This is a genomic window from Galbibacter pacificus, assembly GCF_029603165.1.
In the GTDB taxonomy this organism is placed as follows: domain Bacteria; phylum Bacteroidota; class Bacteroidia; order Flavobacteriales; family Flavobacteriaceae; genus Galbibacter; species Galbibacter pacificus.
In genome coordinates this window covers 24320-41304 of record NZ_JAQSVC010000002.1, presented here as the reverse complement: position 1 = coordinate 41304, position 16985 = coordinate 24320, and the positions used below count along the sequence as shown (strand labels likewise).

Annotated in this window: 15 protein-coding genes; 1 reads left to right on the top strand and 14 read right to left on the bottom strand. The window is 37.5% G+C overall.

The features are described 5' to 3' along the window. Positions 1-4 precede the first annotated feature (4 nt). The 14 genes from PSF86_RS04755 to PSF86_RS04690 form a co-directional block, all read right to left on the bottom strand. Complete coding sequence (locus PSF86_RS04755; protein ID WP_277898913.1) at positions 5-3007, bottom strand: SusC/RagA family TonB-linked outer membrane protein; 3003 nt, start codon at positions 3005-3007, stop codon at positions 5-7. 223 nt (positions 3008-3230) lie between these two features. Continuing rightward, positions 3231-3947, bottom strand: a complete 717-nt coding sequence (locus PSF86_RS04750; protein WP_277898912.1) for a response regulator transcription factor — start codon at positions 3945-3947, stop codon at positions 3231-3233. Positions 3948-3951: 4 nt separating this feature from the next. Beyond that, entirely contained in the window at positions 3952-5523 is a 1572-nt protein-coding gene (locus tag PSF86_RS04745) for a sensor histidine kinase (protein ID WP_277898911.1), read from the bottom strand. Positions 5524-5601: 78 nt separating this feature from the next. Then, positions 5602-6189, bottom strand: a complete 588-nt coding sequence (gene coaE, locus PSF86_RS04740; protein WP_277899597.1) for a dephospho-CoA kinase — start codon at positions 6187-6189, stop codon at positions 5602-5604. Beyond that, positions 6189-7151 carry a CdaR family protein gene (locus PSF86_RS04735; RefSeq protein WP_277898910.1) on the bottom strand — a complete coding sequence of 321 codons (963 nt, stop codon included), beginning with the start codon at positions 7149-7151 and terminating at the stop codon, positions 6189-6191. The genes coaE and PSF86_RS04735 overlap by 1 nt, the downstream gene beginning before the upstream one ends. Next, complete coding sequence (locus PSF86_RS04730) at positions 7151-8152, bottom strand: glycosyltransferase family 2 protein (RefSeq protein ID WP_277898909.1); 1002 nt, start codon at positions 8150-8152, stop codon at positions 7151-7153. The genes PSF86_RS04735 and PSF86_RS04730 overlap by 1 nt, the downstream gene beginning before the upstream one ends. A 100-nt stretch (positions 8153-8252) precedes the next feature. Then, positions 8253-9071, bottom strand: coding sequence for an enoyl-ACP reductase FabI (locus PSF86_RS04725; protein ID WP_277898908.1), 819 nt, complete (start codon positions 9069-9071; stop codon positions 8253-8255). A 75-nt stretch (positions 9072-9146) separates the two neighbouring features. After that, a complete protein-coding gene (recN, locus tag PSF86_RS04720; RefSeq protein ID WP_277898907.1) occupies positions 9147-10808 on the bottom strand; it encodes a DNA repair protein RecN in 1662 nt (553 codons plus the stop codon). Between the two features lie 301 nt (positions 10809-11109). Next, positions 11110-12000, bottom strand: a complete 891-nt coding sequence (gene porD / locus PSF86_RS04715) for a type IX secretion system protein PorD (RefSeq protein WP_277898906.1) — start codon at positions 11998-12000, stop codon at positions 11110-11112. Continuing rightward, entirely contained in the window at positions 11993-13204 is a 1212-nt protein-coding gene (gene coaBC / locus PSF86_RS04710) for a bifunctional phosphopantothenoylcysteine decarboxylase/phosphopantothenate--cysteine ligase CoaBC (protein WP_277898905.1), read from the bottom strand. The genes porD and coaBC overlap by 8 nt, the downstream gene beginning before the upstream one ends. Positions 13205-13207: 3 nt before the next feature. Continuing rightward, a complete protein-coding gene (locus PSF86_RS04705; protein WP_277898904.1) occupies positions 13208-13531 on the bottom strand; it encodes a DNA-directed RNA polymerase subunit omega in 324 nt (107 codons plus the stop codon). A gap of 8 nt (positions 13532-13539) precedes the next feature. Then, entirely contained in the window at positions 13540-14355 is an 816-nt protein-coding gene (locus tag PSF86_RS04700; protein ID WP_277898903.1) for an outer membrane protein assembly factor BamD, read from the bottom strand. 381 nt (positions 14356-14736) lie between these two features. After that, entirely contained in the window at positions 14737-15630 is an 894-nt protein-coding gene (gene dapA / locus PSF86_RS04695) for a 4-hydroxy-tetrahydrodipicolinate synthase (RefSeq protein WP_277898902.1), read from the bottom strand. Position 15631: 1 nt separating this feature from the next. Next, entirely contained in the window at positions 15632-16153 is a 522-nt protein-coding gene (locus PSF86_RS04690; RefSeq protein WP_277898901.1) for a DUF6913 domain-containing protein, read from the bottom strand. A gap of 67 nt (positions 16154-16220) precedes the next feature. Between PSF86_RS04690 and PSF86_RS04685 the strand changes: the two genes are divergently transcribed. Continuing rightward, complete coding sequence (locus PSF86_RS04685) at positions 16221-16985, top strand: 5'-nucleotidase C-terminal domain-containing protein (protein WP_277898900.1); 765 nt, start codon at positions 16221-16223, stop codon at positions 16983-16985.

Below are 16985 nucleotides of genomic sequence, written 5' to 3'. Positions count from 1 at the left end.
GCTTTTAAAATGTGAATTTTAACCCTAAATCAAATCCTTTTGTATTTGGTGTACCCAAATTATCAATATATGTAGAACCTGCGCCAGAAATACCTGCACCGAATGTATTAACTTCGGGGTCTACTCCACTATAATCAGTGATTGTAAGCAAGTTTCTTCCGGTGGCATATAATTCTAATGCTGAAAGGGATAGTTTATCTAATATTTGCTGTGGAAATTTATAAGATAAGGTAACATATCTCAGTCTTGCAAAAGAACCATCTTCTATAAAGTTTTGAGAATTCAATGAATAATAATCTGTATAATATGCTTGATCTTTAACACGTGTTACCTCTTTTGGGTTTCCATCTGCATCAACACCTGTTAAAGTTATATTTTGTCCCCTGTCTAAGGTGTTTACACTTTGTCCGTAATATATCATTGCAGATTCCGTCGCATTATATATATCTTGCCCCTGAACTATGTCAAACAAGAATGAGAGAGACATATTCTTGTAGCTTAAATTATTGGTAATCCCCAATGTCCAGTCCGGCATTCTGTTCACATTTGTATATGTTTGGTCTGATAGAACAGGGAGATCCCTTGTGTCAATAATCATGTTTCCGTTGGCATCCCTTTCGGGTTGTTTCCCTCTTAACCCAAACAAAGAGCCATCTAGAATGGCTGCGCCCGCAGCTGAATTTCTGAATGTCCATGAATCCGACAGATATACTTCGTTTAAAAATCCCGGTAAATCTTCTACCGTACTTTCGTTCATGCCAAAATTAAAATCCATCGACCAGAATAACCCATCATTTTTGGGCCGTAAAATCTGAGCTGAAAGCAACGCTTCTATACCTTGGTTTTTAATAGAGCCCCCATTAAGCGTGGCATAAAAAGTACCTGTTGTTGGGGGAACGCGAATATCTTTTAATATTTGGTTATCAGACAAACTATAGTAATATGACATGTCTAGCGATATCCGGTTATTTAAAAAACGTACCTCTGCCCCGACCTCATAACTATCTGTAAATTCGGGTTCTAAATTTGGGTTGCCCACATTCACACCGTTCCATGCATAAGCAGAACTTGCCGCGCCATTTAAGTTTTTTCCTAAAGAGCTTTCCAAAGCCCCTATTGGCGCATCTTTTCCTACTTTAGCCCAAGTACCCCTTATTTTTAAATAATTAAGTCCACTATCCGATGAAATATCGAACAAATCGGTAAGTACCGCCGATGCCCCCACAGAAGGATAAAAGAAAGACCGCTTATCCTTTGGCAATGTAGAAGTCCAGTCGTTTCTTCCGGTTGCAGTTATAAACAAAGCATCTCTCCATCCTAATTTTAGCTCTCCAAAAAAACCGACAATACGCTTTCTTTGGATAAGCTCACTTATGCTTTGGTCTTCCATTGCCACATTTGCTATGCTGTATATTCCTGGCGCCTGAAACCCATCTCCCGTAGTGGTGGTTGTACGGATATCGAGTTCTTCAACCGAGTTACCGGCCATTGCGTCTAATGTAAAATCTTCTGTTATCTCCTTATTATACCTAAGCATAAGTGTTGAAGTAAACCGAGAGTAGTCTTTCTCGAATTGACTTATATAGCCATCTTCCCTATTGTCTACCAACGAACCATCGCCTGTTACTTTTTTATTAAATTCATTGTAATCATCTGTTCCTACCCTGTAGGTCAAATTAAAATCATTTAAAAAATTATAATTCAAGTTAATTACCCCTATTAATCTTTTTACATCGTCTGTATTGGGGCTATTTGCTATGCTCCAATATGGATTATCGAATTCCTGACCGCCATAAAAAGCTTTTTGGGAACCATTAGGGTTTAAATAATCTTTGGCATCTACCGTAACCGGATATGCCAATAAACTATTAAAACTTCCTCCAGTTGCATTTCCTTGCTTTGTACTGGAAATTTTTGTGTTGATATAATTTCCGGAAATGCCAATACTTAAATTTTTACTGAATTTTGAATTTGCATTTATTTTAAAAGATGTTTTATCATAACTTGTACTTGGAATAATTCCATCTTGAGACACATCGCCTATTGAAAAATATATATTACTTTTTTCATTTCCCGTAGAATAACTAACATTATGATTTTGTGTTATTGCCGTTTTATAAAAGTCATCTATATTTTTATAGATTGGAGTTCCAGGGCTTATTTGCTCTCCCCATGAAAAGGATGAACTTGGATTAATATCTCCTTCTGTATCCTGTTCGCCTTGACCATATGTAGTTTGTACGTCTGGTGTGCCCAATATTTTATCTACAGAAAGGGAACCTGAGTAACTTATTTTGCTAATCCCGGCTTTCCCTTTTTTGGTTGTAATAATTACCGCTCCGTTTGATGCTTGAATACCGTACAAGGCAGCAGCTGTCGGTCCTTTTAAAATTGATATATCTTCTATATCTTCCGGATTAATGTCGGAAGCCCTATTGGTACTTGCAACTTCAAGGCTTGAATTAGTTGAATTGTCTATTGGAATACCGTCTACAACAAACAAAGGTTGATTATTACCCGTAATAGAATTACCTCCCCTGATAAGTATTACTGAAGAAGAACCGGGTACACCACCTGAACTTGCTATTGTTACACCCGAAACTTTTCCCTGGAGCCCATTAACCATGTTGTTTTGGTTTCCCTCCAATAATTGCTCTGATGATACCGCTTGAACTGCATTGGCTAATGATTTCTTTTTTGCTGTTTCACCTAATGCAACCGACACTACTACCTCATCCAGACTGGTTGCATCTTCCTGCAATGTTACATCTATTGTTGTATTGCTGCCTACTTGCCTTGTTTGGGTTTTCATCCCGAGGTACGTATATGTCAGAACAGCGCTTGTAGATGCCTCTATTGTATATTTACCATCAAAGTCTGTAGTAGTTCCATTGCTTGTACCTTCTATCATTATCGATACCCCCGGCAATGGGGTTCCCTGTACATCGGTTACCGTACCACTTATATTTTGAGAAAACGCAAAGCTATACAGTAACAATAATGACATTGTTAAGAAAAGTTTTTTCATAGTTAAGTTAAATTTTAATGAAAAGTTAAAGTATTAAATAATACTTAAAAATTTAACTTTTTTAACAGTATTTGTTATATTCTGTAAATCAACACCTTACAACTGCCGATTATTAATATGTAAATTTTTTGAGATAAATTTTTGCATAAAAAAACCCCTGAAAATCAATTCAGGGGCCTTGTTATCATAATGGTTTGCTTTTTCAGTTCTCGGCTTCACTTTTTACTACCAACCTGAAACCTTCACCATGTATATTGAGTATCTCTACATCGTCGTCCTTTTTAAGGTATTTACGTAGTTTTGCTATGTACACGTCCATACTTCGGGAGGTAAAGTAATTATCGTCCCTCCATATTTTGGTAAGGGCAAGTTCCCTTGGCATTAAATCGTTTTCATGCAGTGCAAGCAAGCGCAACAACTCGTTTTCCTTTGGTGAAAGTTTTATGGGTTCTTCGTTTTTATAGGTAAGAAAACGCAATTTTGAATTTAGGTGAAACCCTCCTATTTCAAATTCAAACTGCTTGCTATCGGCTAGTGACTCCGTAGATTTTCTTTGGATTATTGCTTTAATTTTAAACAATAACACTTCAGAGTCGAACGGCTTGTTTAAATAATCATCGGCTCCTACTTTGTAACCCTTTAGCACATCTTCTTTCATGGTCTTTGCCGTTAAAAAGATAATAGGGATGTTCTCATCTTTTTCCCTTATTTCTTTTGCCAATGTAAATCCATCTTTATACGGCATCATTACATCGAGTATGCAAAGGTCGTAATGATCTTTTCTAAATTTTTCATACCCTTCCATTCCATTTTTAGCCAAAGTAACATCAAAATCGTTCATCGATAAATAATCTTTAAGAACAATTCCGAAATTGGGATCATCTTCTACTAATAAAATCTTTTTATTTACTGTTTCCATATTTTTATATTAAAGGTAACTTTACAAAAAAGGTACTTCCTTTATCTTTTTCACTTTCGGCGTAAACTTCGCCCTGGTGGTCCTCAACAATGCTCTTTACATATGCAAGGCCCAATCCGTGGCCTTTTATGTTATGAATGTTCCCTGTTGATTCCCTATAAAATTTTTCAAATATCCGTTTCAATACTGCTTTGCTCATCCCTGCACCATGGTCTGTAATTTTAACAACAATGCTGTTCTTTACCACTTCGGTATAAACATCGATTTCTGGTGCATCCGGGGAATATTTATTGGCATTATCCAGTATATTCACTAAAATATTGGTAAGGTGAAAATCGTTTCCTAATATTTCACTCCGCTCTGCATCCAGATGGGCTTTTATATAGCCGCCCCTGTTTTCTACCATTAATTCCACATGGGCTATTGCCTCATCAATTAAATCGTGTACATCTACTTTGTCCTTGCTTATATCCAACTGGTTTTTTTCCAATTTTGATATCCGCAATACATTTTCAACTTGTGCGTGCATCCTTTTATTTTCGTCCCTGATCATTTGCAAATAGCGTTTTACCCTATCTTTATCTTCAAAAGCCTTGGGATTTTTCATTGCGTCCAATGCCAAGTTGATGGTTGCTATCGGAGTTTTAAACTCGTGCGTCATGTTATTGATAAAATCTGTTTTTATCTCGGATATCTGCTTTTGTTTTATCAATTGATACAGAGCACTTGAATAGGCTACGATAATAATTAGGGTAAACACCACCGATAACAAGGCCATTTCTATAATGGAAGAAATTAAAAATTTCTTTTTCTCGGGAAAACTTACAATTAAATCGTAGTTACTGTGCCCGTCGCTATCTATAAATAATGGTGTTTTGTACCTTGATGCCGCCAATTGAACGGTATTTCCTGAATGTACCCGCGTGGCGAGGCCCTTGCTAAATACCCCGTACTCGAAATTTAAGTTAACACCCCGATTTTTTAGCTCTTTTTGCATGAGCAGTTCTATTTCTTGGGGCGTTACCCTTTTATGGATGGGCACCCTATTGGCCGCTTCTTTAAAAACATCGTCGAACTGTGCTTTTTCCAGTGCAGAGAAACCTCCAATTTTCTCGATACGCTCTACGGGAGAATACACCTTACCATCTATACCGTATTCTTCTTTAAAAATTTGAGTTGTTCTCTTGCTCGTATAATTTTTTATGGTTGAAGAATCGGCATTAGTGTTATCAAAGAACGTTGAAGATATACCATAATCTTCCTCTAAAATTCCATGAGAATATATATATGTCTCATTGCTATTCCTATCTTTCTCAACAAAGAAGAATTCTTTGAGGTTCGACTCTTTTAGTGTACCAATACTGTCCCTTAGCGATATGTACTTATCAAAATAATCCCGAATCTCCCTATCCTGTATTTTTCTTGAAACAGAATGTAATACTTGGGAGATGGTATTGGAAAACTGTTCTTCTTTATCTTCTACTGCTGTTTTAATCCAATAACCTTGAACGAATATAATCCCCATTAAGGACAAACTCATCAAAATTACCAGAAGTACAAATAAGCGTCTACTCATTTGGTCAAAATTAAGGCTTTGTAATTAGGTATGTTAAGCATTTAACCTAACGTTAACAAAAATGTTAAATTTTTTGGTTCAATTAGTTTTTTTGACTAAAAGAGAATGTATTCTTTCAACCAATTGGCGGGTGGTCTCTATATGTATATTTTCAATAACATAATCGGATTGCTTTACTTTTTCGCTTTCACTCCATTGGTGCTTCATTCTTTCTTGAACGGCTTCCATAGTTGTATTGTCGCGCTCTACAACCCTTTTTATTCTCACGTTTAAAGGTGCCGTAACGGTAATAATTACATCGCAGTCCTTATTGCTACCGCTTTCAAAAAGGATTGCTGCCTCTTTTATTACATATGGGGCGTCTTGCTTTGCTGCCCATTCCTTAAAATAGGTGGCTACCGCAGGATGTATAATTTGATTAAGTGCTTGTAGTTTTGCTGGGTCGGGAAAAACCTGTGCGGCCAGGTATTTGGTATTGGGCTCGTTATTTATATATGCCTCATTGCCAAAAGCACCTATAATTGCTTTTTTTACATTGCCGTTTGTTTGCATTAATTGTTTAGCTTCGGTATCGGCAATAAAAACGGGGATCCCATGTTTTTTAAACATGGAGGCTACTGTAGATTTACCACTGCCAATTCCGCCGGTTAGCCCAACTATCATTATTATTGTTTTTTAATCAAAAACTCTACTTTTCTATCTAAAATCGTTGCAGAACTTATAAAGCCCGGTTTTTCCGAAATTTCGGGAATGAGGTATGTACTGCTATCTGAAACGTTTTTATAATCGCATATTATTTTAAAAGTGCTTTCATTGACTTTTTTTAATTCAGAGATCGGGGCTTTACAGAGTACTTTTACTTTATCGGGATATAATTTCAGGTTTATTTTATTGGGCAGGTTTTTAACCTGTACCGGAACGAGCACTATTTTTTCGGTGTACCGTTCTACTTTTCCCAGAACGTTTACCTGTTTGGTTTCCAGCTCCAAATCTGCCACGGAATCGGGAACCATTAATTTTAGTTCATACTCAAAATCTTCCTGGATGTTTTTGTATTCTTTTTCTTCGGTTTCTATAAGCTTTACTTTATCCACCACATCTTCCGGCCCCATTACCCAAACGCTGTCTGGTTCAACTAAAAGCGAATCCCTTAATTGGTGGTCTTCTGCAAAGTCCAATTCTATATTTGCGATCACTTTTACCTGTTTCTTTTTGTTGACCCCTAAATTTAAAATCAGGGAATCGGCGGTTATTCTTCTTACAATAATCGATTTATATTGCGTTGCAATTGCTTCTTCTATATCCTGGGGAAGCATGTAGTATTTGTTTTTCTGCTGCGTAAAGTCGGAAAGTGGCAAATATAAATCCCGCTTAAAGATTCTGTAATTTAATATTTTAAATCCGGAAGTTTCAATATTTACTTCTAAATTTTTCTTTGGCGTTCCTAAAATTAGCTTATCCTCGGGTAGCCCGCTGTAATTCAACTTAAAATTTACATGCGAAATATAAGTGTCTGATAGCGATATTAAAAACCAAATAAAAATCGACACCACCAAGAACATCAAAAAAATAGATGCTTTTGGTTTGCGTAATACTCCTTTTATATATTGATAAAATTTCTTTGCCATTAATTAAAAAAAAGCTTCGGAAAAATAGCTTCCGGTTTGCTATTGGAAAAGGTAACTAAAAAAGTAGATTTAACAAAAGCCAAACCATAGCCAAAAAATTGAATCATTACTGCATATAAAGATAACGTTGCAATTTTAATGCTATTGTTCTTTATGGCGGCTTCTATAAAAACGGCCACAAAATAACAACCGTAAAGAAGGATAAACAGGTTAATGCCCGCACACCATAAAAGTATGGACGCCAAGAACCCAATTACAAAAAGAGAAGGGAACCAATACGTTATTTTTTTTGTTTCCGGGTGCCATTTATTAAGTATCGGGCGGGTCAAACCAAACTTTTTTACCTGCAAATAAAATTTTTCCCATGAAATCCTGCGTTTATGGTATACAAAGGCTTTTGGAAACAAAGCCGTTTCGAAACCGTTTTTCCATAGCCTAATTGTTAGATCGGGGTCTTCCCCCGGATGTATTTTGCCAAATCCTCCTGTAACGCTGAAAGCTTTTTTTGAAAGCCCCATATTGAAGCTCCGTGGTTGAAATTTGTCCACGGCCTTTTTCCCGCCCCTTATGCCTCCAGTTGTTAAAAAGGAAGTCATACTGTAATTTATGGCTTTTTGAATGTTTGAAAAAGATGCATGTGCCGCATCTGGCCCTCCAAAACAATCTACATACTTTTTTTTTAGTGCTTTTTGTGCTTCTGTTAAATATTGTGGAGGCAATATGCAATCGGAGTCTAAAATGATAAAGTAATTTCCCTTGGCTACTTTCATCCCGTAATTACGGGAATCCCCCGGTCCTGAATTTTCCTTGAAATAATAAGAAACCTTCATTTTAGTAGCAAATTGTTTCACTATTTCTTCTGAAGAAACGGTCGATCCATCTTCAACGATTACCACTTCAAAAGGAATGTTCCCGGTTAGTAACTGCATACTTTCCAGCAACTCTTTTATTTCATCGGGCCTATTGTAAACCGGAATTATAAAGGAAAAATCAAGCTCCATATCTTATCTTTCTAAATTAAAAAGCTGTCTAAAAAGTGTAATCCGGTTTAATACAGTTTATCACTTTTTAGACAGCTTATATACGGTTTTCTATTTAGGTTTAGTCTTCCTTCATGAATTTTTCCATCACTTCGTTGCTCACCCCGGTATTAGAGAAGCCTCCGTCATGATATAGGTTCTGCATGGTTACTTTCCTTGTAAGGTCAGAAAACAAACTTACTGTATAGTCTGCACAATCTTGTGCGGTTGCATTACCGAGCGGCGACATCATATCTGCATAGGCTATAAATCCGTCAAAGCCTTTTACGCCCTGCCCCGCCGTTGTAGGGGTTGGGGACTGAGAAATGGTATTTATGCGCACATTTTTTTCTCTTCCATAGAAATACCCAAAACTTCTGGCTATGGACTCTAGATATGCCTTGTTATCGGCCATGTCGTTATAATCGGGAAATACACGTTGTGCTGCCATATACGTAAGGGCCACAATGCTTCCCCACTCGTTCATGGCGTCTTTTTTGTAAAGGGTTTGGCAAACTTTATGGAAAGACAATGCCGAAACGTCCCATCCTTTGTTGGTAAAATCGTAGTTTTCATCGGTGTAATGTTTTCCTTTTCTTACGTTTACAGACATTCCAATGGAATGCAAAACAAAGTCAATTTTACCCCCAAGGATTTCCATCGATTTTTCAACCAGATTTTCCAATTCCTCGATATTGGTAGCATCAGCAGGAACAATCTCCGATCCTGTTTTTTCGGCCAATTCTTTAATCTGCCCCATACGCATGGCAATGGGCGCATTGGTTAAAACAAACTCTGCTCCTTCTTCATGAGCTTTAACTGCTGTTTTCCAAGCAATTGAATTTTCATCTAATGCTCCAAATATTATTCCTTTTTTTCCTTTTAATAAATTGTATGACATATACTTTTGGTTAATTGCTTCTTCAAAACTTTTCTGCTTCAAAAGTATTCAATTTATTTATAAAAAACCTCTTTTTTAAGCTTTCTTTAGCAGCAGCTCTTTGGCATGGGCCATAGCCGAAGCCGAGATATCTTTGCCCCCCAACATTTCGGCAATTTCATGGATGCGCTCTTGTGGCGTAAGCAGTTTCATTTGCGATGAAGTAACCCCATGGCTATCTTCTTTGAAAACTTTAAACTGTGCATCGCCTTTGGCAGCAACCTGAGGCAAGTGGGTTATGGTAAACACCTGCATGGTTTTACTCATTTGGTGCATAATATCGCCCATTTTATTGGAAACTTCCCCAGAAACACCTGTATCAATCTCATCAAACATAATTGTAGGCAAATGCATGTATTGAGCCAACAACGACTTAATTGCCAACATGATACGCGACAATTCGCCTCCCGAAGCTACTTTTTTAAGTTCGTTAAAGCTACTTCCCTTGTTTGCGGAAAACAAAAAGTGCAGCTCGTCTTTTCCGTTCGAAAAGTATGTGCCGGTCATATTTACCGAAATTTTAAACTGTGCGTCTGGCATGCCCAATTCTGCCAAAACAGCTTCCAGATGCGCAGTCAATGTTGGTATTGCCGCTTCTCTGGCCTTGTGTATTTTTTGGGCCAATGCATCGAGCGCTTCTTCCTGGCGCATAACATCCAGTTGCTTCTCTTTTATTTCGTTTTCGAGGTTTTCGGTTTTGGAAACGCTTTGGGCCAATTCGTCCTGAACCAACAACAAATCTTTTATTTCCAAGACATTGTGCTTTTTCTGAAGCGCATAAATTTGCTGTAACTTGGCATTGACCTCCTCCAACAATTGTGGGTCTGCTTCAAGGTTTTCCTCCATGCGCTGTATTTCGGCATGGATATCGTCCAGTTCTATCAATGCAGACTGTATACGGGTATGCAATTCTTTATAAGAAGGTCCGAAATTAGAAAGTTTATAAAAAATTGTTTTCAACTCGCTCAATCCGGCAAGGGTGCCCACTTGCTCCTCGCCCAATATTTGAAGTACATGCGATACACTTCCGCCAATTTCTTCAACATTGTTTAACCGCTCATAAGTTTCTTCCAGCTCCTCCATCATCCCCACTTGTAAGTTTGCCGATTGCAGTTCTTGCAGTAAAAATGAATTGTAATCGTATTCTTTATCGGCTTCCTGTTGAAAATTGATAAGGTTTTTTAATTCTTTTTTTGTTTGAAGGTAATGCGAAAGCTTTTCGGCATAATCGTTCAAAAAGTTTGTGTTTTCGGCCACCCCGTCTATTACCTGAAACTGAAAACTATTATCGGTAAGCCGTAAGGTCTGGTGTTGGGAATGAATATCTATAAGGCGCTCGCCCAACGACGAAAGCACATCTAAAGTAACTGGGGTATCGTTTATAAAGGCCCGGGATTTCCCACTTGGCAAGATTTCCCTTCGAATAATGGTATGCGGTTCGTAATCAAGGTCGGTTTCAATAAAAAAAGGTTGCAACTGATAGTTTTCAATGGCAAAACCCGCCTCGATAATACATTTTTCCTCGCTGTTTTTAATACTGTTCAAATCGGCCCGTTTCCCCAAAACCAAGGAAAGCCCACCTAAAAGGATTGACTTTCCAGCGCCTGTTTCTCCGGTAATGGCCGTTAAACCATTGTTGAAGGTAACCTGCAAGTTATCTATTAATGCGTAATTCTTTATTGTAAGAGTTCTTAACAAGGCTTTTCGGTTTAATTATGCCAAAGATAAATTTTATTTCAAGTTGAATAAAACATTGTTTGTTATTTCTTAACATCAAGATATTTATTGAAGCGACAACTACTTTTTATGAATTTTACTCACTAAATAAGATTTAAGATGCTCCAATGCTTATGCCGAAACGTTATATATTTTCCACTTAATACCGCATGTGCATGCATCAAGGAGGTTTATTTGAAGTTTTTCCTTCTCTATTTTACAACCGCCTATAAAACTGACGGAATAAAAAAACTTTGCTCGTCAATAGGTTTTTATGTGAAGCTTAATATTTAATCCTCGACCAAGTATCTGAATAAAGTGGGGCAATTTCGTTTAGGGTTTCGGTAAGTTTAACGATATCTACTTTGGGTCCGCCCGAGAATACATTGGCTATTTCTTCCGACTTGGCATCGAAAAAGGCCTGTAAAACAAAAGAGTTCGGACGCACATTGTTAAGCCTGTCAAACAATTTCATGGATCCCGCAATAGATTGTTTGGCAAGTGTTGCATTGTCCACAATATTGTCCATCCCCAAACGGTGGTAATTGTACAGCGCCAAGCGGTATTCCTTAAAGGTATTCGAAAGCAAATTGTCTACCAGTTCAAAACGTGTACGGTTTCCATCGGTTTGCTGCCATCCGCTATACCCACTCCCCTGTGCCAAGCCAACAATATTCTGTGCTTGTTTAAAATAAGGGGTTCCTCCTTCTTTTGAAAAAGTATCGGCATCTATTCCCAAAATAATATATACGTAATAGGTAATCACGGCAGTCAAATTAGAATCGAAGGAATTGGGGTTGAAGTATAAAGGCGCATATTCCACATAGGCGAAGCTAAAACGCTTATCCTGATAATTAAATACCGGGGACTGGTACGTGGAGTTATAAACCGGCCTGTTGGACTGTACCTGTATGGTTCCATGAAATGCGCTGTTTTCATACCTGTTAATGGTAATCATCATACTACATTCTATGCGTTCTTTAGGAGACACGTTCCTGTTTGTCCATTTGGTTTGGTTTACATAATCGTTTAGCGATTTTTCCAGTGTCTTGAATATCTGTTTATTGGTCTGGTTTACCTGATCGGAATTGACAATAACAGTACAGCTCAATTCCTGAGCGAAAGAAAATTGCAAGGCGCATAATAATGCAACATATAAAAGCTTCTTAATCATCCAGACGTTTCAGTATTTCGTTAAAGATATCGGCAGCTACTTCCTGTTTTGGTTTTAAGGAAAACGCTACTTCAGTTAAATTCTTATCTATAAAAGTAACTTTATTTGTTGGTTTTCCAAAACCTGCTCCTTTATCGTTTAACGAATTTAACACAATTGCGTCTAAATTCTTACTTGATAGTTTATTTTTTGCATTTTCCAGTTCGTTGTTGGTCTCTAATGCAAAGCCCACCAAAAACTGTTTTTCCTTGATTTCGCCCAACGAAGCAAGAATATCTTTTGTAGGCGCAAGGTCGATTTGCATGACCGCCGTTTTCTTTTTTATTTTCTGACTGGCGACGGTTGCGGGCTTGTAATCGGCTACAGCAGCCGAAAGAATGGCCATATCCACTTGGTTGTATACTTGGTGGACGGCATTGTACATTTCTTCTGCGGAAGTAATTCTGACAAGTTTTATATGCGAATGCTGGATATCCAAATGCGTGGGGCCCGAAATCAAAAATACCTCGGCACCCAAATTAACGGCTGTTGCTGCTAGGGCATAGCCCATTTTCCCACTGGAATGATTGCCAATAAAACGCACGGGGTCTATGGCTTCATATGTCGGCCCTGCTGTAATTAACACTTTTTTGCCTTTCAGCGGTAGCTTAGACACTATATCTTTTTCTATAAAAGCGATAATTTCTTCGGGTTCTGCCATTCTTCCTTGCCCAATTAAGCCACTTGCCAACTCTCCATGCCCGGCAGGAATGATAATATTCCCAAAAGATTGAAGTGTTTTAAATGATTTTTTTGTTGATGGGTGCTGGTACATGTCCAAATCCATTGCGGGAGCAAAATACACGGGGCATTTGGCCGATAAATAAGTGGCAAGCAAAAAATTATCGGAAGTTCCGGATGCCATTTTGGACAAGGTATTTGCAGTTGCAGGGGCAATTACAAAAATATCGGCCCAAAGGCCAAGGTCTACATGGTTGTTCCAGACTTCGTTTTCTTCTTCTTCATCTGTAAAAGACGTATAGACTTTATTTTTGGACAACGTAGAAAGCGTTAAAGGGGTAACGAAATCTTTTGCATTTTCCGTCATTACCACTTTAACGCTTGCTCCGGCCTTGATAAGTAGCCTTACCAAATAAGCCGATTTATAAGCGGCAATGCCACCGGTTATACCAAGTAATACTTTTTTGCCGCTAAGTATGGACATGCCCTACTCTTTTTCTGTATTTCTGTAATAAATCTTGTCGTTCAACCACTCTTCTACCGCAATAGCGTGTGGTTTTGGAAGTTTTTCGTAAAATTTAGACACCTCGATCTGTTCTTTGTTTTCAAAAATTTCTTCAAGGCTGTCCGTATACGTAGCAAACTCCTCCAGCTTCTCAATCAGCTCCTTCTTAATATCGCCATTTATCTGGTTAGCACGCTTAGAAATTATCGATATGGCCTCATAAATGTTGTTTGTGGGCGCATCAATCTCGTTTCTATCGTAAGTAACTGTAGAAACCGGTGCTTCAGAATTTCTTAATTCGCTCATAACTTTATCTATTTACTGTATTGTTCTATTAATTGTTTCAATTCTATCATTTCAGCATCCAAGTCCTTATCCATTTTTTCGGCCTTGCTTTTGTACTGTGTATTTTCGAATTCGCTTATTAACTTTTGGTAAGCTGCTTTTGCATTGTTAATACGCTCTTCTTTTTTTGAAGGGATACTATTTACCGCCAAATTGTATTTTGCAAGATAGTCGTAATACAGTGCATCTTCTTTGTAAACCGACCCGGGAAATTCTTTGAAGAATAATTCAAAAGATTTTATCGAGGCATTATAATCTGAAATTCTATTGTACTGTTTTGCAATTTCAAAAGCTTTTTTCTCCAATTTGGCCCTCATGTCGGCTGCCATTTTATTGGCCTCGTCCATGTATTCTGAGTTTGGATATGTATTGATAAAAATCTGTAGCCTATCAATGGCTTTATTCGTTTCTGTTTGGTCCAAACTATATCGTGGAGAAGTTAAATATTGGCTTTTTGCTCCTAAAAATGCTGCTTCTTCTGCCTTATCGCTTCGCGGATATGATTTTGTAAACCTTTCAAATTGATAAGCCGCTAAATAATAATCGCCTGTTTGGTAATAAGAGTTTGCAAAAAAGTATACCAACCGTTCCCCTTGTGGTTTGCCTACATATTGAGGGACAATTTGTTCAAAAAGTCTGTTGGCCCGTTTGTAATCTCCTTCATCGTAGAGTTTTTCGGCCAATTCGTACTTTTTCTTAACGTCGCTATCCTTTAATGTTTTTTGGTATTCACTACAACTGGTGAGCACAAATGCAAAAAGAACTACTAAATATGTATACTTCATATTCTTTAAAATCCCAATGGGTTTATTTCCGACCTTTGGCCGAACTTGTTATACTGCTGTTTTCCTTTACCCCGATCAACTTTTCCAAGGCAGTCGATTTATCGGGCAAAATTAGTTAAATATCTGTAATTTAAAAAACTATTTTGTGCCGTGAAAATAAGGCAGTTTCCAACAAGATAACATAGTAACTATTTTTTTTATTAAAAATTTAACGTGTACACCTTTAATTTACTTGCTTTTGGGGGATAAAACTTTGTTTACGGCAATACACGGGCAAAGGCGTGTATAATAAAAAAATCCACGAAAACTTTGCTAAAAAGAATCCGCGGATTTTACTTTTTTGTTGAGGTTATACAAGGTAACATTCAATAAATAAGATCTTTAACCATTTATTTTATTGACCTCTAAAGCAGCAAAACTGCTTATTTTTTCTTTTAGTCCGTTACTTGCCGGCACCAATGGAAGCCTTACATTTCCAGAACATAGGCCAAGGCTTTCAAAAACAGCTTTTATTCCGGCCGGGTTCCCTTCTTCAAAGATATAATCTATTATATCCATTAATTGGAAGTGCAAATGGTTGGCATCATCCAGATTTCCCCGTAATGCATAGCGCACCATTGATGAAAACTTTTTAGGAAACCCTTGACCAATTACAGAAATAACCCCGGCACCTCCGACCAAAACCATTGGCAGGGTTATCATATCGTCTCCGGATATTACCAAAAAATCTTTGGGCTTGTCTTTAATAAGCCTCATTGCCTGTACAATATCGCCGGCCGCTTCTTTGACCCCGATAATATTTTTAAAATCTTTTGCCAAGCGAATTATAGTTTTGGGCAATACGTTAGAGCCTGTCCTTCCCGGCACGTTATACAATATTATGGGTAAAGGCGACACTTGTGCAATGGCCTTAAAATGCTGGTAAATGCCTTCTTGCGTAGGTTTGTTGTAATATGGAGAAACAGACAGGATAGCATCAAAAGCACTTAAATCGGTTGTTTGTAGTTCTTCAACAATAGCTGCTGTATTGTTTCCGCCAACACCAACTACCATGGGTACCCGTCCTTTATTTGCCGTTGCCACGGTTTTCTTTACTACCTGTTTTTCTTCCTGGGTAAGCGTTGCAGATTCTGCGGTAGTCCCCAAAACTACCAAGTACTCTACCCCACCTTCTATTACATGGTTTACAATATTTGCAAGTGCCTCTACATCTACACTTAAATCTTCCCTAAAAGGAGTTACCAAGGCTACGCCCGTCCCTAAAAACTTTGACATATTATATTCTTTTTAAAATGGTAAGGTATTTAACCAGTTCGCTATTGAACTGAGAAAAATCCTTTTCATTTACTTTCAACACTAAATTGTTTATCGCTTCACTTTTTTCAGAGATTCCAACCTTGAGACTACTTTTGCTCAATACTGAAACGAGTTCTAAATAAATGTTGGGTTCTGTAAAATAATTAATCACAATATCATACTCACGCTTTAAAAAACTGCCGAGCTCATCGGTTTTTATTTTTCCGTTCATGCCAATGGAACTATCGGAAAAAACCGGAATCAAGTAGTTTACATTCTTGTACATTTTATCAACATAGCCCAGGATAAATATATTTTCGTTGCTTATATTTATTGCTTTGGCAATGTTTAAAAGTGGCTTATAATCAACCAATTTATCATAATCGATTATTATAGCCAACGAATGCAATACCCCTTCGCATTTATCCAAGCCCATAGGCTTTGAAAGCACTTTCTGTATTGTCTTTCTAATTGATTTTTCTTTAAGGCCTTTAAAAATCATTTACATTTCCCTTATTTTTGCAAATGTAAAACATTCAATACATCCTGAAATTAAAATTAAGAATCTTATGCGTAATAATTCGAAACATTTTGTTATATTTATAACAATTGTAAGTTTCATTTCATGTAACAACAGTTCCGATAGGCTAAGCAGCATTTCAGGAAAAGAAATAAATATTACAGACTCCATTAAGGGCGTGGACAGTTTAAAGAAGTTTATCGCCCCCTACCGCGAGCATATTGAAGAAGTTTTGGATGCACCTTTGGCATACAACCCCACATATTTAAACAAAAACGACGGCAAGTTAAATTCCAGTATTGGAAATTTAATGGCCGATGTTGCCTATGCAGAATCAAACCCCATTTTTAACAAGCGTACAGGAAAAAATATAGATTTTGTATTGCTTAACCATGGTGGTATCAGGGCCGTGATGTCCAAAGGCAATGTTTCCCGGAGAACTGCTTATGAAATTATGCCCTTTGAAAACCAAATCTGGATCTTGGAGCTTTCAGCAGATAAAATAAAGGAATTGGTGGCATACCTTGCTAAAAACAAAACCGCGCACCCCATTAGCAAACAGGCACAACTTGTATTGAATGCCAATGGTACGGTAAAATCTTTTACCGTTAACGGAAAACCTATCTTGGAAAGTGAAACCTACTTTGTGGCAACTTCAGATTTTTTGGCAAATGGCGGCGACCATATGGACTTTTTTAAAGACCCCATAAGCAAAACCGATATTAATTACCTGCTGCGGAACGAACTGATAGATTATTTTGAAAAAATAGACACCATTAAAGCTGGCATTGACAACAGATTTATAAAATTATAA

Coding starts and splice junctions, on each gene's coding strand:
- porD (WP_277898906.1), bottom strand. CDS start 12,000: ATGATTAAGAAGCTTTTATATGTTGCATTATTATGCGCCTTGCAATTT.
- PSF86_RS04730 (WP_277898909.1), bottom strand. CDS start 8,152: ATGGAGCTTGATTTTTCCTTTATAATTCCGGTTTACAATAGGCCCGAT.
- PSF86_RS04705 (WP_277898904.1), bottom strand. CDS start 13,531: ATGAGCGAATTAAGAAATTCTGAAGCACCGGTTTCTACAGTTACTTAC.
- coaBC (WP_277898905.1), bottom strand. CDS start 13,204: ATGTCCATACTTAGCGGCAAAAAAGTATTACTTGGTATAACCGGTGGC.
- PSF86_RS04745 (WP_277898911.1), bottom strand. CDS start 5,523: ATGAGTAGACGCTTATTTGTACTTCTGGTAATTTTGATGAGTTTGTCC.
- PSF86_RS04750 (WP_277898912.1), bottom strand. CDS start 3,947: ATGGAAACAGTAAATAAAAAGATTTTATTAGTAGAAGATGATCCCAAT.
- PSF86_RS04685 (WP_277898900.1), top strand. CDS start 16,221: ATGCGTAATAATTCGAAACATTTTGTTATATTTATAACAATTGTAAGT.
- PSF86_RS04735 (WP_277898910.1), bottom strand. CDS start 7,151: ATGGCAAAGAAATTTTATCAATATATAAAAGGAGTATTACGCAAACCA.
- PSF86_RS04755 (WP_277898913.1), bottom strand. CDS start 3,007: ATGTCATTATTGTTACTGTATAGCTTTGCGTTTTCTCAAAATATAAGT.
- dapA (WP_277898902.1), bottom strand. CDS start 15,630: ATGTCAAAGTTTTTAGGGACGGGCGTAGCCTTGGTAACTCCTTTTAGG.
- PSF86_RS04690 (WP_277898901.1), bottom strand. CDS start 16,153: ATGATTTTTAAAGGCCTTAAAGAAAAATCAATTAGAAAGACAATACAG.
- PSF86_RS04700 (WP_277898903.1), bottom strand. CDS start 14,355: ATGAAGTATACATATTTAGTAGTTCTTTTTGCATTTGTGCTCACCAGT.
- PSF86_RS04725 (WP_277898908.1), bottom strand. CDS start 9,071: ATGTCATACAATTTATTAAAAGGAAAAAAAGGAATAATATTTGGAGCA.